General features: G+C 47.6%; 18 protein-coding genes and 1 pseudogene. 3 read left to right on the top strand and 16 right to left on the bottom strand.

Translation table 11 applies throughout. The features are described from left to right. The 10 genes from FYJ66_RS02455 to FYJ66_RS02410 all read right to left on the bottom strand — a co-directional run bounded on the left by FYJ66_RS02455 (position 1) and on the right by FYJ66_RS02410 (position 9,700). The gene (locus tag FYJ66_RS02455) at positions 1-822 is read right to left on the bottom strand and encodes a metal ABC transporter permease (protein WP_154571929.1); all 822 of its coding nucleotides are present in this window, start codon (positions 820-822) and stop codon (positions 1-3) included. Continuing rightward, positions 822-1,526 (bottom strand): metal ABC transporter ATP-binding protein, encoded by a 705-nt coding sequence (locus FYJ66_RS02450; protein ID WP_154571928.1) that lies wholly within the window; start codon positions 1,524-1,526, stop codon positions 822-824. The genes FYJ66_RS02455 and FYJ66_RS02450 overlap by 1 nt, the downstream gene beginning before the upstream one ends. Beyond that, positions 1,526-2,509: a metal ABC transporter substrate-binding protein gene (locus tag FYJ66_RS02445; protein WP_206156967.1), complete on the bottom strand. Its 984-nt coding sequence runs from the start codon at positions 2,507-2,509 to the stop codon at positions 1,526-1,528. The genes FYJ66_RS02450 and FYJ66_RS02445 overlap by 1 nt, the downstream gene beginning before the upstream one ends. Before the next feature lie 70 nt (positions 2,510-2,579). Beyond that, the gene (locus FYJ66_RS02440; protein WP_154571927.1) at positions 2,580-2,891 is read right to left on the bottom strand and encodes a hypothetical protein; all 312 of its coding nucleotides are present in this window, start codon (positions 2,889-2,891) and stop codon (positions 2,580-2,582) included. Between the two features lie 168 nt (positions 2,892-3,059). After that, positions 3,060-3,491 (bottom strand): Fur family transcriptional regulator, encoded by a 432-nt coding sequence (locus tag FYJ66_RS02435; RefSeq protein WP_154571926.1) that lies wholly within the window; start codon positions 3,489-3,491, stop codon positions 3,060-3,062. 88 nt (positions 3,492-3,579) lie between these two features. Next, a complete protein-coding gene (locus FYJ66_RS02430) occupies positions 3,580-4,014 on the bottom strand; it encodes a recombinase (RefSeq protein WP_154571925.1) in 435 nt (144 codons plus the stop codon). 160 nt (positions 4,015-4,174) lie between these two features. Continuing rightward, positions 4,175-6,733 (bottom strand): FAD-dependent oxidoreductase, encoded by a 2,559-nt coding sequence (locus FYJ66_RS02425; protein WP_154571924.1) that lies wholly within the window; start codon positions 6,731-6,733, stop codon positions 4,175-4,177. Positions 6,734-6,905: 172 nt separating this feature from the next. Continuing rightward, positions 6,906-7,568: a Crp/Fnr family transcriptional regulator gene (locus tag FYJ66_RS02420; RefSeq protein WP_154571923.1), complete on the bottom strand. Its 663-nt coding sequence runs from the start codon at positions 7,566-7,568 to the stop codon at positions 6,906-6,908. Positions 7,569-7,790: 222 nt separating this feature from the next. Further along, on the bottom strand, positions 7,791-8,936 hold the full coding sequence (glf, locus tag FYJ66_RS02415) for a UDP-galactopyranose mutase (RefSeq protein ID WP_154571922.1): 1,146 nt from the start codon (positions 8,934-8,936) through the stop codon (positions 7,791-7,793). Continuing rightward, positions 8,933-9,700, bottom strand: a complete 768-nt coding sequence (locus FYJ66_RS02410; protein ID WP_154571921.1) for a DUF4422 domain-containing protein — start codon at positions 9,698-9,700, stop codon at positions 8,933-8,935. The genes glf and FYJ66_RS02410 overlap by 4 nt, the downstream gene beginning before the upstream one ends. Before the next feature lie 274 nt (positions 9,701-9,974). On the opposite strand from FYJ66_RS02410, the gene FYJ66_RS02405 reads away from it, so the two are divergent. From FYJ66_RS02405 to FYJ66_RS02395, 3 genes are read left to right on the top strand one after another with little or no spacing between them, the layout of a single operon-like run. After that, positions 9,975-10,826, top strand: coding sequence for a Nif3-like dinuclear metal center hexameric protein (locus FYJ66_RS02405; RefSeq protein ID WP_154571920.1), 852 nt, complete (start codon positions 9,975-9,977; stop codon positions 10,824-10,826). After that, positions 10,826-11,893 carry a DmpA family aminopeptidase gene (locus FYJ66_RS02400; RefSeq protein WP_154571919.1) on the top strand — a complete coding sequence of 356 codons (1,068 nt, stop codon included), beginning with the start codon at positions 10,826-10,828 and terminating at the stop codon, positions 11,891-11,893. Before FYJ66_RS02405 ends, FYJ66_RS02400 begins: the two co-directional genes overlap by 1 nt. Before the next feature lies 1 nt (position 11,894). Then, the gene (locus tag FYJ66_RS02395) at positions 11,895-12,602 is read left to right on the top strand and encodes an aspartate/glutamate racemase family protein (RefSeq protein WP_154571918.1); all 708 of its coding nucleotides are present in this window, start codon (positions 11,895-11,897) and stop codon (positions 12,600-12,602) included. 143 nt (positions 12,603-12,745) lie between these two features. Here FYJ66_RS02395 and FYJ66_RS09465 read toward each other — a convergent pair whose 3' ends face one another. From FYJ66_RS09465 to FYJ66_RS02370, 6 genes and pseudogenes are all read right to left on the bottom strand, one after another. Next, a complete protein-coding gene (locus FYJ66_RS09465) occupies positions 12,746-12,886 on the bottom strand; it encodes a hypothetical protein (RefSeq protein WP_417281398.1) in 141 nt (46 codons plus the stop codon). Between the two features lie 44 nt (positions 12,887-12,930). Then, positions 12,931-13,265: pseudogene (locus FYJ66_RS09460) on the bottom strand (transposase); the annotation flags it as partial. Between the two features lie 143 nt (positions 13,266-13,408). Beyond that, complete coding sequence (locus FYJ66_RS02385) at positions 13,409-14,488, bottom strand: acyltransferase (protein WP_154571917.1); 1,080 nt, start codon at positions 14,486-14,488, stop codon at positions 13,409-13,411. Positions 14,489-14,538: 50 nt separating this feature from the next. Next, the gene (locus FYJ66_RS02380) at positions 14,539-16,074 is read right to left on the bottom strand and encodes a BCCT family transporter (protein WP_154571916.1); all 1,536 of its coding nucleotides are present in this window, start codon (positions 16,072-16,074) and stop codon (positions 14,539-14,541) included. Between the two features lie 36 nt (positions 16,075-16,110). Then, positions 16,111-16,995 carry an NTP transferase domain-containing protein gene (locus FYJ66_RS02375; protein ID WP_154571915.1) on the bottom strand — a complete coding sequence of 295 codons (885 nt, stop codon included), beginning with the start codon at positions 16,993-16,995 and terminating at the stop codon, positions 16,111-16,113. Further along, positions 16,995-18,791 (bottom strand): NTP transferase domain-containing protein, encoded by a 1,797-nt coding sequence (locus FYJ66_RS02370; RefSeq protein WP_154571914.1) that lies wholly within the window; start codon positions 18,789-18,791, stop codon positions 16,995-16,997. The genes FYJ66_RS02375 and FYJ66_RS02370 overlap by 1 nt, the downstream gene beginning before the upstream one ends. Positions 18,792-18,844: the final 53 nt, after the last annotated feature.

Below are 18,844 nucleotides of genomic sequence, written 5' to 3'. Positions count from 1 at the left end.
TTAACCCTGCCTTTCCCTGAGCTTCTCGACGGCCCGGAAAATTCCAAATACCAGAATATCCACCATCACTATGCAGGCACCTGTAGGCACAGACCGGAAATAAGAGAAGCAGAGGCCTGCAATGAAGCAGCCAACAGCAATTACAGCCGACAGGATTATGGTGGTCTTAAACTGCCTGGTCACACCCATGGCTGTCAGGGCCGGGAACACTATAAGGCTTGAAATCAAAAGGGTTCCCATCATTCTCATGCCGAGGACCACTGTGACAGCCGTCAGGATGGCGATTATCACATTGTATTTCCGGGAATCAGTGCCTGTGGCCGAAGCGAAGGTTTCGTCGAAGGTGACGGCAAAGATCCGGTTGTAATAGACTACAAAGAGAATCATGACCAGGACACTGAGAATCACAGACAGATACAAGTCTGTTCTGCTCATGGCCAGGATGCTTCCGAACATGTAGTTGCACACGTCTGTGTTCATGCCGGTGGTCAGGGATATGACCATGATCCCTGTGGCCAGGGCGCCGCTGCACAGGAGAGCAGTTGCAGCATCTCCTTTGATTTTTGAGTTGTCTTTCAGTTGCAGGAGGAAAAAAGCTGCGGCAATGCAGGCCGGAATCGAGATATATAACGGGGAAAATCCGAAGGGATAGGCGACAGCCAGGGCGGCGAAGCCTACATGAGATAGTCCGTCCCCGATCATGGAGTAGCGCTTCAGCACAAGGCTGCTTCCCAGCAGCGAAGCACACAGAGAAACCAGAATCCCGACTACAAAAGCTCTCACCATAAACGGGTAAGACAACATTTCAAGAAATCCATTCATCAGCAGGCTCCTTTCAGGAAGGCGGCCCCTGCAGGATCTTCCATGTAATCTTCAGTAGTGCCGAAAAACTTCACCTCTCCAGCGATGTGGAGTATATGATCTGCTTCCTCCACTGCCCCTCTGACATCGTGGGACACCATTATCACGGTGATTTCTTTTTTTCTTCTGATCTCCCGGAGAATATCATAAAGGCCCCTGGCAATTACCGAATCAAGACCGGTCACAGGTTCATCCAGAATCAGCAGCGTACGTGTGGCACAGAGAGCCCTGGCCAGCAGCACCCTCTGCTGCTGGCCTCCGGAAAGCTCCCGGTAGCATCTGTTTCCAAGGCTGGCGATTTCCAGGAGTTCAAGCCTGTCATCTGCCAGTTTTTTCAGTTCTCTTGTGTAGAAAGCTTTGCCGCCCAGGCGGTTGAGACATCCGGACAGCACCACCTCCCGGACGCTGGCTGGAAAATCTCTCTGAATCTCAGTCTGCTGAGGCAGGTAGCCGATCTGGTCGGATTCCAGGCCCCAGCCGTAAGACAGGTTTCCAGACACCGGCTCCTTAAGGCCCAGCAGGCCCTTGATAAGCGTGGTTTTTCCGGCACCATTCTCGCCAACTACCGCAAGATAATCTCCTTTTTCCACATTAAAAGAAATGTTTCTCAATACGGTTCTGCCTTCATAGGCAAAAGTCGCGTTTTCGCAGGTCAGAAGGCTCATCAGTTCAGTGCCTCCTTTAATACCTTAACATTGTGCTCCATGAGGCTGACGTAGGTGGCGCCGTTCTTGAAGTCCTGGTCGCTTACGTTGTGGACGGCGTTCAGGAGAAGGGACCTGGCGCCGGTGGCCTCTGCAATGGACTTTGACATTTCCTCATTGGAAAGCTCTATGTGGAACACTACTGGAATCTTGTCTGACTTCACCTTATCTGTAAGGAAGGCTACTGTCTTTGCCGAAGGCTGGGTATCGGTGGAGCATCCAGGGAAAGCAGCGTAGTACTTCAGGCCGTATTCATCGCAGAAATAGCGGAAGGGGAACCTGTCGGCAACGATGATTTCCTTGCGTTTGCTGTTTTTCACTACATCTCTGAATTCTCCATCCAGCTTGTCTATCTTCTTTATATAAGCGGCGGCGTTTTTCTCATAGGCGGCTTTGTTCTTCTTGTCCAGTTTTCCCATGGTATTCGCCATGTTTTTAACTATAAGAGCGGCATTTTTCGGAGAAGTCCACACATGCTCGTCCATCTCCGGTTCTTCTTTTTTTCCTGCAGATTCATCTGCCTCTTCCTCCTCTTCCGGCTCCATGCCTTCCACAGTGACTTCCTCAACGGTCTTCACCTGGTCCATGAGCTTGAAAACAGTAATCTTCGAAGTATCCAGGGATTTCAGCACCTTCCGCACCCATTCATCAGAATCTCCACCTACATAGACGAACATGTCACAGTTCTGGATTTTCTTAATGTCTTCAGGGGAAGGCTCGTAGGTATGGCTCTCTGCCCCGGGCTTCAGCAGCATGGTAACATCAGCCTTGTCACCTGCTATCTGCCTTGCAAAATCATACTCCGGAAAATTCGTACAAACGATTGAAATCTTTTTACCTGTGGAACCGCCACCTGATTTGCGGCTTCCGGAACCGGCGCAACCCGAAAAAGCCACAGCCATGGCCAGAACAGCCACAACTATCGCGATCATTTTTTTCTTCATGAAAATTCTCCTTATTATCTTCTAAAATCAGCTAAAATCAGCTTCCCGATCTTTGATAATAAGGAAAAAATCAATTGTCCATCCGGACCCAGCGGGTAACGGGGGTAAGCAGTACGAGATCGGTTGAACAGAGGATGAGAATCTGAATGATGATATGGAAAAAAAGAGCTGGTTCCCCGCTGTTCTCCGGGGTTCCGGAACCGAAAAGTCTTGCGGCATTTTCACAGCGCTGAATAGCTGCACAGATAGGACAGCCCTGGCCGATGCAGTCATGATCAGCCTCCTGGGCAATAAAAAGAACAGACAGGAACAGGGACACAACAAAAACTCCGGTGCAAAGCACCGCAATCCATTTCCTCTCCCTTGTGATTCCTGTCTCCATGATCATCTGCTCCTGTTCCCTCTATGAGGGATGTGCTCTGGGGCTCTATCTAATTGTCTCCTGCAGTCAACACGCTACAGCTCCCAATCTTCGGACCTGACCGCCATGGCTATCAGGCCATCTGGCTGCGCATCCTCGCTTGCCTCAAGAAACTCTGCCCGCCCATGGCTATGGGCCTATCTGGCATTTCTGGCAAAGGCCGTAAAAAACTGTTCTCTTCGGGTCCATCATAAAATGATGTTCCTGAAGCAGGTGCTCTCCAATACCAGAAAGCTCCTGACATTGTATGTGTATCAGCGTTCCGCAGTTAATGCACTTGCAGTGAAACTCCTCAGGAGTGGTGTTCTGCTGATCCGGATCAAGGTACTCGTAGCAGGCCGGGCTTCCTGCCCCTGTCACATACTTTGCCACCAGGCCCTCTTCCACCATTTTGTCCAGCTGCCTGTAGATGGTAGCAAGGCCAATAGGTTTCTCACCATTCCGGGCGTTCCTGCGGATCTCCTCCACAGTCACGTGCCTGCCGGCATTTTCCTTGAGGTACTCCTGTACCCCCTCTCCCTGTCCGGTCTTGTAACTTGCCTTTCTGTGCTTATGTTCCATGGCCCGCTCCTTTGAATCTTAGGATAAATTGATAATCGTTCTCATATTATAAAGGACGGGAAGCGGAAAGTAAATATGAAAATCATTCTCAAAATGCGAATTCATCATCATCTTCGTCTGGATCGTTGAACCTGGCGCATTCCTCCAGCCACTGATCCATGGTCTCCTTTATTTCAAGACAGAGGTGGTCGTAGTCTCTCTTTTCAACAAAGCCATGTTTTTCCATGGACTTGTAAAACTTCTTGATGCTGGCGGCAGTGCTTTTTATTGTGGCCGGGGTGGACCACATGCACTTCCGTATGAAAAAGTCGCCCAGAAAGCCATCAATACTACTGGTACCCTGTTCCATGGTTAGAGGTTCATTCCTCAGAAGATATTCATTGATGTAAAACGACACATTGTCCACATGCCTGCTAATTGTCTTTGGAGATAGATTTCTATTATCCTCCTTAAAGATCTGGAGGTATTTCTCATTCTCCTCCCGAATCTCATCACATCTCTTTTCGAAGTTTTCCAAGTTCATACGGTACACCTCATAACTAACTGCAAGAACTTATCATCAAGAGCTCAGTTGTTGCAAGAACAGCAAGCGACTGTCTTAGGTCTTGCCACCCCAGGAAACCGTGACATCGAACCTCGCAAAATCAGGATGGCCTACTCCTTCCTCAAGCATATCACAAATCCTAAATAAACAGGTTGCTGCTGGCGTCTTCTGCGGCGCCCAGATAGGTCCCCACGCCTGCCAGCTCAACACCGTCGATCAGCTCTTCCTTTTTTATCCCCATGACGTCCATGCTCATGGTGCACGCCATCAGGGTAACTCCCTGTCTGACAGCCTCCTGAACGAGATGATCCAGAGAGTTTACGTTTTTCTCCGCCATGATCTTCTTCATCATTTTGCCGCCCATGCCGGCCATGTTCATCCTGGACAGTCCCAGCTCATCCACGCCCCTTGGAAGCATAGCGCCGAACATCTTCTCCATGCCGGATTTTTTCACAGTATTCTCAGGCTTCAGCAGAGCAGTCAGTCCCCAGAAGGTGAAAAACATTGTGACTTTCTTGCCCATGGCTGCGGCGCCGTTGGCGATGATGAAGGCTGCCATCACCTTGTCAAAGTCCCCTGAAAAAACTATTATGGTCTGGCCGTCTTTTGCGGCCGGCGCAGGGGCTGTTTCTGCAGCCGGCGCCGCGATGCCTGTGGACCTGAGGTTGGCGATGCCTTCGGCCTGAACGGCTGGAGCGCCGGGGGCGGGCGCTCCAGCACCAGCTCCTTCCAGTCCCTTCTGGATCACTGCATAGTATCCCTCATCGTTTTCTCCACTGGATATCACAGTGTTTCCAGTCTTTCTGGCCCAGGCCCTTATGTCCCTCACAAAACCGGGATCCGAGGCTGTCACAGCCAGCTTTTTGCCATTTTCCATGGTCTTCATCATGTCGTTGACCTTCATGAGGGGTCCCGGACACTGCATGCCGCAGCAGTTCAACTTAACTGCAGGAACGGGATCGCCGCTTCCACCGCCATCCTTTTTTCCCTGGAAAACCCCTGTCATCTCCGCCTCCGGAACGCAGCTGTCCCCAGATTCCCGGCTCCATCTGCTCTCAAGCGCCCTGTAGAGATTGGTGCCTCCCGGGAACACTTCCACATTGGAAAAGCCATTTTCCATGAGGATCCTGGCGGCGGTATATGAACGGACTCCCACTGAACACACGGCGACGTAATGCTGTTTCTCGTCCAGCTCTCCAATTCTGTTTCTGAGCTGGGTTAGAGGGATGTGACAGGCTCCCGGGATTGAATAAGCCAGCAGCTCCGGGTCCTCACGGACATCAAGTACCACTGCGCCCTCAGGTATCTCATAGCCGCTGAATTTCACCAGCCCCGTAAGGAAGTTTTCGGCCACGAAGCCTGCCATGTTCACCGGATCCTTGGCAGAGGAGTATGGCGGAGCATAGGCCAGCTCCAGGTTTTTCAGGTCCTCTACCGTGCCGCCGAACCGGATGACAGTAGAAATAACGTCGATACGTTTATCTGCTCCATGGGCTCCAACGATCTGGGCGCCCAGCACCTTTCCTGAAGGCAGGCGGAAAATCAGCTTGATCAGCATTGGCGACGCTCCCGGGTAAAATCCCACGTGGGAGTTCTGGGTCAGCACCACGGTCTCGTAGTCTTTGCCTTTTGCCTCTCCTCTTTTTTTCAGCTCCTTCTCGTTCAGACCGGTGGAAGCTGCCGCCATGTGAAAAACCTTGGCGATGGAAGTGCCGTTGAAGCCGGCGTAGCGCGAATCTCTTCCAGCGATCCTGTCGGCGATGATCCTGCCTTCCTTTGCCGCAGGGCTGGCAAGGGGTGCAGGCTGCCTGTCTCCGGTGATGATGCTGTATGTCTCAACTATGTCTCCAGCGGCGTAAATGTCCGGGTCCGAGGTCTCCATGTATTCGTTGACCTTCACGTAGCCTCTTTCGTTTAACTCAAGGCCGGCATCTCTGGCAAGCTGGCTGTTTGGCTTCACGCCGATGGAGAGAACCACCGTCTCTGCCCCCACGATCCTGCCGCTCTTGAGGACGATATCCAGATGATCCTCTTTTTCATCGAAATGATCCACGCCGTCTGACAGGACCAGCTCTGCTCCGCTGTTTCGTATTTCCTGATGGATCATCTCAGCCATTTCAGGATCAAGAGGGGCCATAACCTGGTCCGCAGTTTCGATGAGCGTGACTTTGAGACCAGCTTTTTTCAGGTTTTCCACTACCTCCAGGCCCACAAAGCCTCCGCCGATAACTGCTGCGGTCCGACTCTCCCTTAGGGTCTCATAGACCTGGTCTGCATCGGGAATGTTCCACAGGGTGTGGATTCTGGCGGAATCTATGCCCGGGATCGGCGGCTTCACAGGTGATGAGCCTGTGGACATGACCAGCTTGTCATAAGTCTCGGTATACGTGGAGCCGTCCTTCGTCTGCACCGTCACGGTCCTGGTGTTTTTGTCGATCTTCGTGGCAGTGCTGTTAATGCGTACGTCTATGTTGAATTTGCTCTTCATCATTTCCGGGCTCTGGACCAGAAGGGCCTCTCTGCTGGCCACGGTGCCGCTGAGGTAATAGGGCAGGCCGCAGTTTGCGAATGAAATATAAGGGCCTTTTTCCAGGAGAACGATCTCCGCCTTCTCGTCCAGGCGCCTCAGCCTTGCGGCACATGCCGCTCCGCCGGCAACTCCGCCTATGATAACGACTTTTTTACTAGTGCTGTTCATGGTGTACCTCCAATCTCTGTGGCACTATGATAATAAAAAAACGGGGCCTGGTTCTGTGACCAAGTCCCATAAGGAGTTGTTTTATATTTGATTTCCATGATATGGGCGTTTCTGCGTTTACCGCGGAAGTCTCCCCATGACCAGCTGCCTCACCGCACGCATTCAACAAAACTCACCTGGTCTGGTTTTCTGCCAGCTCCTGCAGCCCGTGAGGATCCAGTATCCTGATCCGGCCCCTGCCTGTGGAAACCAGCCCGTCCCTGGCAAACTGCCTTACAGACCTGGCAACAACTTCCCTTGCGGAATTGATTTCACCCGCAATCTCCTCCTGGGTCATGACAATCTCCGGCGAGCCTGACTCTTCGTATTGTTCCAGAAGGAACCCTGCCAGCCGCTGATCAAGCCCGGCAAAAATCATCTGCTGCATCACATGCATGACCGCGGAAAACCTCCGTGTCGCCGTCTCATAGGCGAACTCTCTGACGTAAACATTTTCCCGGAAAAGCTTGTCAAACACTGCTGTAGGCACGATGCGAAGGCGTGCGTCTTCAGCAGCCATGATCTGTGTCTCGAACCGTATCTCCGAAAGCACGCAGGCCACCGATAGAACGCAGCTCTCACCCTGGCCAAGCTTGAACAGAGTGATCTCCCTGCCTTCCGGCGAAACGATGTAGGTGCGGATGACACCAGACTCAACCACGATCATGCCCAGGCATTCATCACTGCTGTCATAGAGCTGCTGGCCCTTTCTGTATTCACGGAAACCTGCAGAACGGACAAGGTACTGCTGCTGGTCAACAGTGAGATGAGGCCAGAAGGGAAGATTTTCAAGCATAGCAGGCTCTCCTTTCAGGGAATGCAATTGTGGGGTGAGGTTACGTGGGAGATGACACATGAGATGCAATTTCAGCATATTCCCCGGCGCAATTCTCTATGTATTTTTACACCTTTTCATGCCTTTACCGCAAGATTTAAAAAACAGCTTCGTGTACTTGTAACAATTTACCATACCGCTTTCAACATACCAGAAAATCCAATCTTCCGAAGTGCTTTTGCGTCAGTAAGTTCGTTGCAAGTGCCCCAGCATCCGATCTGCTTTTTTCATCGCCTTTTCGATTACCTCATCCATGTCGTAGTACCTGTATTCTCCCAGCCTGCCCCCGAATATCACCTCCGACTCATTATCGGCCAGCTTCTTGTACTCATTGTAAAGGTCATTGTTCCTCTTGTCATTTACCGGGTAATACGGCTCAGATCCAGGCCTCCATTCGTATGAATACTCATGGCTTATCACAGTTTTCGGAATGTCATTCCCGCTATCATCTTTGCCGAACTGGAACCATTTATGTTCTATTATTCTAGTCCAAGGTGTCTCTCTGTCAGTGTAATTCACCACAGCATTGCCCTGAAAATTAGGAATGTCCAGCACTTCTGTCTCGAACCTGACTGATCGGTACTGGAGATGCCCTAATCTGTAATCAAAATACGCATCTATCGGCCCAGTGTATACTATCCTGTCCGCGATGATATCATATTCTTTTTTGTTCTCAAGATAATCCGTGTCGAGCTTAACTTCGATACCATCCAGCATATTGGCCACCATCTGTGTATATCCTCCCACAGGAATGCCCTGATACAGATCATCGAAGTAGTTGTTGTCGAAGGTAAACCTCACAGGCAGTCTCTTGATAATGAAAGCCGGCAGCTCGGCGCATGGCCTTCCCCACTGCTTTTCCGTGTATCCCTGTATCAGCTTTTCATAGATGTCCGTTCCTGCGAGGCTGATGGCCTGCTCTTCCAGATTCTTCGGCTCTTTTATCTCAGCGGCATGTTTCTGCTCTCGGATCTTAGCCTTCGCTTCCTGTGGCGTCACGACGCCCCACATTTTATTAAATGTGTACATATTGATAGGAAGTGAATATAGTTCCCCGTGATAGTTGGCTACAGGAGAATTTGTAAATCTGTTGAATGTGGCGAATCTGTTCACGAAGTCCCACACGGTTTTATTATTGGTATGGAAAATGTGTGCGCCGTATTTGTGCACGTTTATTCCGTCTATTTTCTCGGTATATACATTGCCCCCGATATTTGGTCTCTTGTCTACGACCAGGACTGTTTTTCCTGCCTCTTTCATCCTGCGGGCAAAGGTTGCTCCATATAGCCCTGCTCCTACGACCAGATAATCGTACCTCTTGCCGTTCATCGTCCATTCCTTCCTGCCCTGAGCTTTCTCAAAACAAAAGCGCTCCCCTTTTTCAGCCGGTTCTGATCCTCCATGAACACACAGGGAAGTTCCTTGTATTTTATGTCGTTGGTCTCTATCCACACGTCCAGTAATCTCTCTCCGACGAATCCAAAGACCCTGGCGTCGTTCTTGCTGTACTGACTGATATCCAGCCTTTTTTCCAGCTCGAAGAGTATATCGAACAGCCAAGTGCACCAGGCATCCGCCAGATCCCGCCTCATTATGAACATGTTGAAGCGATGGCCCTTAGTCCTCTTCATGGAGGCGTCATAGGCCTTCCGGTACTCCGGATACATCTCGGAAATGATCTCTCTCGTCGTGTCCAGATCCTCGGCATGATGGGCGTGAACGTACTGGCTGTAATTCGTTTCGATGAAGTAATTCCTCGGCTTCGGCAGCACCACATCAGCGTCCACAAGTATCGCCTCCAGCTGCTCCCCGGTGAGGACGCATCCCTTTTTATCGTTGTTGTTTTTCTTTATTGAAAAATGTCTGCGGTAGTGAGCGAGGCCCAGGTAATCCGCGTCCAGGTTTTTCCAGGCCCAGTAGAGTCCCGTGAGTTCGCAGAAATTGGGATTCTTCCCGCTGATGTTATCTCCTGTGTTGTCTCTCACGAAACCCTCCGGCATGTCCGGAGCCGGCCCTACGAACACCGGCAGATAGATTTTATCATCCGGCATCCAGTAATTCTTGTGAGACACGACTATTATTTTTTTACCCATGAAAAAATCTGCCCCTTCTCTCTTGATCAGTAACATCCCCAATGATGTGATGTCATGCTACTTCAAGGTATCACAAGTTCCGACCATTATCCATATTCCGTCTGAGGTTGACACAAAAAGCAGCAAAGATTTAAAAACAACTCGTATTTCCCGTTTGACAGCCCTCTTCCCCGGTGCTATATTTTCCTTAAAATTCAGCACTTTATTGTGGTATATCGAATGCCTGACCGTCCGGCATCCCGATGTCCTATTTTCTTATTTCTGGAGGTGTGCAATGACAGAAACAAGATTTCTTCCCTCACAGTTCGTTTACGACCGGCTTGAGGAGCAGTTCAAGCCGGACAGAGTAACTGACATTTTTCCAAAAAAGGGGCTGCAGTTCGACTTCAACACGGAGATCCGCAAGGTCTACACTGCGACGTTCGCTAACCCTAGCGTTATCAGGGAGATCCTGCGCCGCGGTGAGACGGACATCATGCTTTTCACCCATCATCCGAGGCCACCGATGCCGAGCCTTCAGGCGAATTACGCGGAGATACCCGAGGATCTGATCGAGCAGATGAAGGAAAGACGCATAAGTCTCTTTTCTTATCATATCCCGATGGATGCAGGATGCTTCTATTCACCGGCCTACACGCTGGGAGAGGCTCTCGGCGGCAACATCTACGATTTCTGGTACCCGCAGAACAACGGCCTGATCGGTGTCCTCTGTTCCAGCGGATTTGATACGATAACAGAGCTCCGCAACAAATTCATCAAAGTATTGGGTCACAAAGTATCCTGCACTCAATATGGCGGCGAGAAGCTGATCGACGGAAAATTCGCCGTGATGCCGGGTTGCTCTAAGAGTCTTGAGGCGTACAAGTATCTCAAGGAAAACGGCGTGAACGTTTTGGTGACCGGCGTTACCTCCCCGGTCGTGGATTGGTCAAAAGAGGTCCATGAAGCGGCAAAAGCAAACGGCATCACTCTCCTTGCAGGCACACATTGCTCGACCGAGCAGTTCGCACCTCGCAAGATGTGCGGATACTTCCAGAACCTGGGGCTCGAATCCGAGTTCATACCAGAGGCACCGAATTTCGACGAGCTCGATGCCGAAAACATCTATGAGGACGGTGCGAAGTAATGGGCATTCCTTCAGATGGATGGATGAAACTCTCCTCGAGATACAAACGTGGCGCCCGGGATCTCATAACTGACGTCCCGGGCATACTGGTCGGGCACCGCACGGTAGACGACCCGTCCCGGGATATACACACAGGAGTGACCGCGATCGTACCTGCAGATGGTGATGTTTTTCAGGAAAAGATACCGGCTGGCGTGGCGGTCATCAACGGCTTCGGGAAAAGCGCCGGGCTTTTGCAGGTCGAAGAGCTCGGTACGATAGAGACGCCTATCATGCTGACAAACACATTCGGAGTCGGTACGGGGATCAACGCCTTGACAAAATATATGCTCGAACGGCATCCCGAGATCGGCGTTTCTGTGGGTACAGTGAACTGCGTTGTCACAGAGTGCAACGACGGCAAACTCAACGACATCCGCGGAATGCATCTGACCGAGGACGACTTTATTCAGGCTCTGGATTCGGCAGATGTCACGTTCGATGAAGGGGCCGTCGGTGGCGGCCGTGGAATGGTCTGCATGGGATTGAAAGGCGGCATCGGTTCGGCTTCGCGCATCGTCGATGTCGGCCAGCAGGGATTCACGGTCGGGACTCTCGTGATGACAAACTTCGGATCGGCAGGGAGGCTGCGCATCAACGGAGAAAAAACAAGTGACGGAAAGCCTTTTTACGAAATAATGAAGGGCCTGAGATCCAGCTCGCCGTACGAAAAGGATTCAGGCTCCTGCATACTGATAATCGGAACCGATCTTCCACTGGACAGCCGGCAGCTCACAAGGATCGCAAAACGCGCGGCCGCAGCCCTCGGCAAGACCGGATCGTTCATAGGGACCGGGAGCGGAGACATTGCTATCGCTTTTTCCAACGGGAACAGGATCCCTTACGATGAAAAAGGACTGTTCTCCATGCGGACTGCCGGCGAAAGTGCCATGGACGAGATTTTCGAAGCCACAGTCGAGTGCCTCGAAGAGGCAATAATCAGTTCGCTATATCACGGCGAAAGCATGACCGGCATCCGTGGAAACAGAGTCAGAAGCCTTGCGGAGCTGGCCGCAGAGGGGAGATAAAATGCTTGGCATAGTCGGTGGAATGGGTCCGCTTGCATCTGCGCTTTTCTACGAGATGCTCATCAGGAAGACACCGGCCGGGAAGGATCAGGATCACATAGATCTGATCCTCCTCAGCCACTCTTCTATGCCCGACAGGACCGCAACGATACTTCACGGGAGCGAGGAGGACAAACAGCTCGTACGATCCCTGCTGGAAAAAGATGTGGAACGATTAGTCGCAGCTGGCTGCGATGAGGTCGTGATCACCTGTAATACAGCACACTATTTTGTTGCCAGAATGCCGGAGAAACTCAGAAAAAAAGTGATCAATCTGATCGACGTGACGGCGGAGAAGATCGCCTGTTCCGGAAAAAAGAGGATCGCGATCCTTGCCACTGACGGGACGATCAGGACGGGTCTTTACCAGAAAGCACTTGAACAAGCGGGCATCGATTCGGAGATCCCTGATCCGGATATTCAGAATATTGTGATGCGAATCATATATGATCACGTGAAGAGCGGGAAAAAAGTGCCTGGCCAGCTGTGGCACGAAACGATGTCCAGGGTCCGGGCGAGCGGCTGCGACGGAGCGATCCTGGGATGCACAGAACTATCGGTAGCATTCGACGAATTCAAAGGGGATGAGACCTTCGACGGAGACGGGCTCAGCTTCTTCGACCCGCTGGAGATCACGGCAGAAAAGTGCATAGCGTTGGAGAAAATGTAAGGCAAGCGTGTACGCCTTGTTTTGTTCAAAAAACCTCGGGAGTATGGGCCTTTTAATGATTTTTCCATGTCAAGACATGCCCTTGTCAATGAGGGCATGTCTTGTACATATGATCTTGTGATCTCTGCTATTCAGGCAAGCGCTCAGGGTACATGATTGCCAATTCGCTTCGCACTTTTCCCCAGTTGCGAATTGGCATTGGTTGTATAGAAGGCTGTTCTGACATCCCTGGAAAACTTTAAAATCGGTGATATGGCATCCCAATTGTCGCTCCAGCGTTTCATAGCATATGGATACTGCGGACTCCATTTATCTTTAACGTGATCAAGTCCTGCCAATCTTCAATCTGCGGCAGGATTTTATCTGTTACGTCTGAAATGAAACTTTCTGAAGTCTCAAAGCCATATATATCTTCGATTGTTTCAGATATCTGCTTTGTGGTCATTCCCTTTGCGTACTTTGCGTACATCGATATGATCTTCCGGTCTATATCCGAAATATCCTTCTGACGCTTTTTTACGATCTTAGGTTCAGATTCTTGAGAGCATCATGTATATCTTGAGCGCTCTCTATATCGTACTCTTCAAGCAGCACGCGGATGATCTCGCGTTTTCCTGCAGTAATTTCAACATGGTGCACTGGTTTTCTTGGTTTTCTGATCATAGTAAAAGGCCCTCCATGAATTAATGATTGCTGTCACGAAAGGCCTTGTCAAATTCTTTTACAGACTTTTTCTATTTTCCCTAAACACACACATTAGTTACCATGCCGCGTTAATGACAATAGTTCTTCCCCCATAAGTTGTATCAATCATTCCCATTCTGCCAGATTTTCAAACTGTACCAGCCTTCTTTCCATTTCTTTCTATTTCTCCAAAAACTATCGTAAACAATGGAGACTAGTAGAGACAGGATGAATGTTAAAACCACTATCACAATTATTTGAAGGAGTTCGTGCTTTGTTCCGAACATCGGCCATGCTCTTCTCACCAATACTGTATAGATAACAGAATGGAACATGTAAATATAAAAGGTTTTATTGGACAGCCATGATAAGTCTCTATTGACCTTAATATTCTTTACACCGGCGAAAACACATATACTTGCCACTACAATGAAAGGTGAAAAGAAAGCTGTATATGCATTGTCCATATAGTACGTTGAACCGCGGTACCTTGCAATGAACGTAAGTGCGAACATCAATACGGCAATGCAGAAATACCAGGCTGTACCATGCTTCAAATCCACAAAGTTCAAAATAACATCCCCAATGAGATAGTAACTTAAAAATGAAATGATTACACCAATCTCATAGGCAGCAAGCTGTCCTGACAGCGATTGCGAAATAACTGCCCACACCAGCATGCCGACAGAAAACCTAATATATACCTTCTCAGACACTGTGTTCCTCAATTTTATGATAAACGGTGTAAAAAGGTATAATCCTACAAGCATATACATGAACCAGAGATTATAATAGTTTCCCACTCTTATCCCATTCCAGGAAGTTTTTGCTGCCGCAAGCATCCAGGTTCCGTTAAGTTTTGCTTTCAAAACATCGAATGCGAACAGCAGCAGAACCACTCCGATAAACGGAATGACCACCTTCCAGGAAGTTTTCTTATAAAAGTTTGCAAACTCCTCGTTCCTTTTGTTTTTTAGATTAAAGGCTCCAGAAATCATAACAAACGCAGGAACAGAAAATCTTGCAATAATATTTATTGAACTTTCGACAATGTAATTCACACTCATGGATGGCGTTGCCGCTTTTGTCCAGAAGAACTGCCAGTTTACATGTATGAAAATCACTGCTACTGTCGAAATAATTCTCAGTGCATCATAGTTATTTAATCTGTTTGAATTTGAAGAAGTTAATTTTTGATTCAATGGAACTGCCCCTCAAAACTATATCTTAATGATTCATTTAAATATTCAATTTACAGCCTGTCTTGTAACTCTCTTGTATATGCTTTCAAGTCTTTAAACAAACTCATAACTATTATAATCATAACGATTCCCAATGGAAATGCGGAAATGATCGATACTCCCTGGATGTTGCTCATCGTGCTCTCGCTGAATAACAGCGCTATTGGCAGGATTATCAGCAGAACACACCACATTAGTTCTATTCTCTTATCAGGTTGTTCTCCATCTTCAAGCCGGTGATAACTATAGCAACTGCCGATCAGGGCGATGCTGTCAAAGCTTGTTGCGTAGAAAGCCACCATAGTGCAAATAAGCCAGATCAGGATTACAGGAACTGCAGGCATGGTTTTCATTATGCTGATTATCAGATCATATGTGTTTGTTCCGCTTTTATACATTGAAATAAAATCGGTCATTCCTTTTACCTGCCTGGACATGCTGTAATTCCCCAGCACGATAAAGCTGATACATGTACTGCCTACTCCGAAAATATATCCTCCAAGAACAGTCTGCTTAATGGTCCTTCCTTTACTAATTTGTCCGATGAAAAACGGCGCTGCGATAGACCATACCATCCAGTATGCCCAGTAATATATAGTCCATGATTGTGGAAATCCTGACGTCCTTTCCGGATCAGTAAAAGTGCTCAAATCAACAAAATGATTGACCATTCGTCCAAAGGACTGTAAACCGTTTTCAAAAATAAATTTAGATTGTCCTCCTGCCACAAGCACAAAAGCAAGGAATCCGAAGAAAAGATACATGCAGGCATTGGCCAGGTGACTTATCCCCTTTATTCCATGAAGAAGGCTGTATGTGTATATTACGCACGTTATCATTAAAATGATGATTGTAACAACAGTTCTGTTTACGTGTATTCCCGTCAGGGCTTCAATTGCTGCTGCCATAAGTGGTGTTGCCACACTAAATGTAGTTGCTGTCCCCGCAAGAAGTGCGAACACTGCCAGCAAGTCAATTATCCTTCCGATCCATCCGTCAGTGTGTTTTCCCAGAATTGGCCTGCAGGCTTCAGAAAATTTCTGCCTGTTTCTTTTCCGCACATGAAGCATAAAACCGAAAGCGACTGCCAGGACAAGGTAAAACGCCCATGGGATAAAGCTCCAGTGAAAGAGAGGAAAAACGCCGGCCCATTCTTTCCATCCGCCTTCCAGCTCCTTCATATGCGGATCAGCAGCATACATGATCCATTCAGAGAAACTGTAGAACAGAATATCTGCAGCAAGTCCGCAGGTAAACATCATAGAGCCCCAGACCCAGAACGAATATTTTGGCTTCTCATTCTGTCCACCCAGCACCACATTTCTGTATTTTCCAAGGGCCAGATACAGAGAAACGATAAAGAACCCCAGGCCGAGGATCAGATAATATACCCCGAAAGTATCGCCAAAGAATCCTCTCACCTGACCGATAACTTCATTTGATCTGATGGGGAATCTGAAAAACAATCCTGCAAGACTCAGAATTATCACCAATGGCACTAACGTTATAACCCAGTCAATATCAGATTTCTTCATTCTTTCTTTCATTTCACCTATTACCTCCAACAAGCGCCATCAAAACGATCAGTTTGCAGCTGTTTCTCCCACTTTCTCAAGGTTTCCATTTTTGTAAAAGAATCTGTACATTTCTGTCCCACAGCGAAATGAAAAACCAATTGCTTCTGCATCGCCGCCTTTTATGCAACGAAAGTTATTCATTTTCTCTTCGCTGCAGTCCAACTCAATGGCCAGTTTTTTTAGTATTTCAGAATGTGTGTCTTTTATGTAGCTTTTATCAAACAGCCTAAGTTCATCAAGTGTGTCGAATTCAAAAATAGAGTGGTCAGGATATTTCTGGATTTTCATGCGCAATTGATCCAAATGCTCAAGAAAAATCGTTTCCCATAACTTATCTGCAGTTTCCGGTTTGTCATATTCGTTATTGAGAATGCTTATGAACGCCCGGCTGAATTCCCTGTCCCAGAAGGTGTGTCCCAGCATATACCAGGCATTTTCACCGCCAACAGTCACCCCTGTAATGTATCCATTTTCATCTGTATCTATACACCATTCATCGGTAGGCCCGTGAGAATATACAGCAGAATAGAAGGCTGTTCCAGGTTTTTCAAGGAATGGGTTTTGTGAAAAATAATTATCGGCTGAGCAAACGTATGTGTCCCCTATAACCGCTTCTGCAGCCATAATGCTTGAATTGTTGTTTCTCTCTCTATATTCTCTGTTCTCTATCAGCTTTACTCCGAATTTATCTCCAAGATATTCGAATGCACCAGCTTTGTAACCGGTCACTACAAATATGTCACTAATTCCTGCTTCTATCAGCTGTTTGATTTGTCTTTCAATAAGCACTTCTCCCCGAACTGTGATGAGTCCCTTTGGCCTTTCATATGATAGTGGTGCAAACCTTGAACTGGCACCAGCCGCCATTATCACAGCGTTTATTCCACCCATTATTTCATCCTTTCCTTTGCATACTTATAGAAATCTTTAGCATACCTGTATTGGCGGAGTGAATATTCTCCAAATTCCACACCAAGCTGGCTCTTGTATTCACACCAGTTTGACCAGATCATGCCGCACACAGCAATGTAGCAATATATTTTCGTCCTTACAGATTCAGGGCAGTCATTTTCGAAATATATATCTATCAGATGATCGCACTGTTCTTTGTTGTAGAGGCTGTATATGCAGAACATCGCAATATCCACATGAGGATCCTGCATTCCTGCATATTCCCAATCAGTGAGCTGCAGCTTCTCATCTCCACACTCGTCTGTATAGAAAAGGAAGTTATCTGGAACCGCATCAATGTGGGTAAGACAGCAATCTTTTTTCTGAGAGTCGATATATTCTTTCAAAGAAAAAATGTTTTTCATCGTTCTGCTGTGATCCGAATAAAGGGACTCCTGCTCTGGCCACAGAGATTTATAGAATTTCACCTTTTCGAAAAGATCAAATCTGTGATTAACCTGCAGATTCATTTCATGAAAACGTTTTAACATGTACATGCAGCATTTTAGATCATTTTCATTTTGCGGATCACAGCTGCGTACCCCTTCAAGATACTTTGTGATTTTGTATCCATTTGCCGGATTTATATATACAGGGTCATCACATAATCCACGTCCATGTATCTGATGATAAACTTCTGCTTCTTCTTTCCTGTTAATAAGCTGATCTGTTCCTTCACCAGGAATCCTCATGATATATTTTCCACCTGAAATATGATCATCCCTCTCATCTTTGTCTACAGAAAAGAGGAAGCTCCTGTTTGTCATTCCCTTTTTAAGAACCTGAATGTTTCTGATACTTCCTTCCGGTACACCGAAAACTTCTGCAATTGTAGAAATCGCCCCGGATCTTAAATCTTCATTTTCACCGTCCATATCCCTGAGCTGCTCATATGTATTTATCTCCACAACCTTATCTGCCTGAACAACTCTGGCCTCGACCTTCATTTTCGCAGGTTTATTCTTATTATCGTATAGCGCCTCTTCCCAGAACTTTTCATTATATGAAGGGTCTCTGCTGATTGCCTTAATTCTCTCAGATACTTCTTTAGCCACATCGCCACAAAGATAGCTTATACCAATCATTCTGTTTCCAGCACAACTTCTGCCTACTCTGACAAGTTCATTTTTCCTGTTTACCCGCACATCCGACTCTTCATCTATCTCACTGCTGACCATGTACCAAGAGTACAGTTCTCTGGCGTTGAACGGATTCTTCTCGCACCATACATCAGATGGAATAATATATGTGTTATTTATATATTTTGATGCTTTCAAAAGAGAAGAAATATTGTTTTTCTCTGCATACTCAGGATTTACAATCAAATCAACATTATATTTGTCCATGAGGAACTCAAACTTTTCCTTCATGAATCCAACAACAACATGTATGTCATAAATTCCGGCTTCATTCAGCTGCTTTATCATCCTCTCAATGAGCGTTTCTCCATCTATTGATAACAGCGCCTTTGGTTTCTCTAAATTAATTGGCACCATTCGCATACCAAATCCTGCAGCCAGAATAATAGCATTTGCAGGCTTATTGAATTCAATCAGGGCGTTTCCTTTCTCTGTGACTTTAAAACACTCTGAATCTACAAATCCCTGCTCCTGAAGGTTTTTCAAAGTTTTGTTTATTACCCCCAGCGCATGGTCTGTGTAATTAGCCAACTCTCTCTGATTCGTAAATGGCCTCGATGCTAAGGCCAGCAAAACATCTGCTTCCTGTTTATTCATAGCCGCCTCCCGTATGTTCGTGAACATTATATACTTATGTTTTCACGAACACA

It is taken from the genome of Allobaileyella intestinalis, assembly GCF_009695865.1.
Lineage (GTDB): Bacteria > Bacillota > Clostridia > Peptostreptococcales > Anaerovoracaceae > Allobaileyella > Allobaileyella intestinalis.
The sequence above is the reverse complement of the archived record's forward strand: the minus strand, read 5'-3'. Positions and strand labels throughout refer to the sequence as shown.

Bases quoted from the DNA above. Each gene is read 5' to 3' on its own strand.
- FYJ66_RS02395 (WP_154571918.1), top strand. From the start codon at position 11,895: ATGCTTGGCATAGTCGGTGGAATGGGTCCGCTTGCATCTGCGCTTTTC.
- FYJ66_RS02455 (WP_154571929.1), bottom strand. From the start codon at position 822: ATGAATGGATTTCTTGAAATGTTGTCTTACCCGTTTATGGTGAGAGCT.
- FYJ66_RS02425 (WP_154571924.1), bottom strand. From the start codon at position 6,733: ATGAACAGCACTAGTAAAAAAGTCGTTATCATAGGCGGAGTTGCCGGC.
- FYJ66_RS02450 (WP_154571928.1), bottom strand. From the start codon at position 1,526: ATGAGCCTTCTGACCTGCGAAAACGCGACTTTTGCCTATGAAGGCAGA.
- FYJ66_RS02380 (WP_154571916.1), bottom strand. From the start codon at position 16,074: ATGAAAGAAAGAATGAAGAAATCTGATATTGACTGGGTTATAACGTTA.
- FYJ66_RS09465 (WP_417281398.1), bottom strand. From the start codon at position 12,886: ATGAAACGCTGGAGCGACAATTGGGATGCCATATCACCGATTTTAAAG.
- FYJ66_RS02440 (WP_154571927.1), bottom strand. From the start codon at position 2,891: ATGGAGACAGGAATCACAAGGGAGAGGAAATGGATTGCGGTGCTTTGC.
- FYJ66_RS02410 (WP_154571921.1), bottom strand. From the start codon at position 9,700: ATGGGTAAAAAAATAATAGTCGTGTCTCACAAGAATTACTGGATGCCG.
- glf (WP_154571922.1), bottom strand. From the start codon at position 8,936: ATGAACGGCAAGAGGTACGATTATCTGGTCGTAGGAGCAGGGCTATAT.
- FYJ66_RS02420 (WP_154571923.1), bottom strand. From the start codon at position 7,568: ATGCTTGAAAATCTTCCCTTCTGGCCTCATCTCACTGTTGACCAGCAG.
- FYJ66_RS02445 (WP_206156967.1), bottom strand. From the start codon at position 2,509: ATGAAGAAAAAAATGATCGCGATAGTTGTGGCTGTTCTGGCCATGGCT.
- FYJ66_RS02400 (WP_154571919.1), top strand. From the start codon at position 10,826: ATGGGCATTCCTTCAGATGGATGGATGAAACTCTCCTCGAGATACAAA.
- FYJ66_RS02435 (WP_154571926.1), bottom strand. From the start codon at position 3,491: ATGGAACATAAGCACAGAAAGGCAAGTTACAAGACCGGACAGGGAGAG.
- FYJ66_RS02430 (WP_154571925.1), bottom strand. From the start codon at position 4,014: ATGAACTTGGAAAACTTCGAAAAGAGATGTGATGAGATTCGGGAGGAG.
- FYJ66_RS02405 (WP_154571920.1), top strand. From the start codon at position 9,975: ATGACAGAAACAAGATTTCTTCCCTCACAGTTCGTTTACGACCGGCTT.
- FYJ66_RS02370 (WP_154571914.1), bottom strand. From the start codon at position 18,791: ATGAATAAACAGGAAGCAGATGTTTTGCTGGCCTTAGCATCGAGGCCA.
- FYJ66_RS02375 (WP_154571915.1), bottom strand. From the start codon at position 16,995: ATGGGTGGAATAAACGCTGTGATAATGGCGGCTGGTGCCAGTTCAAGG.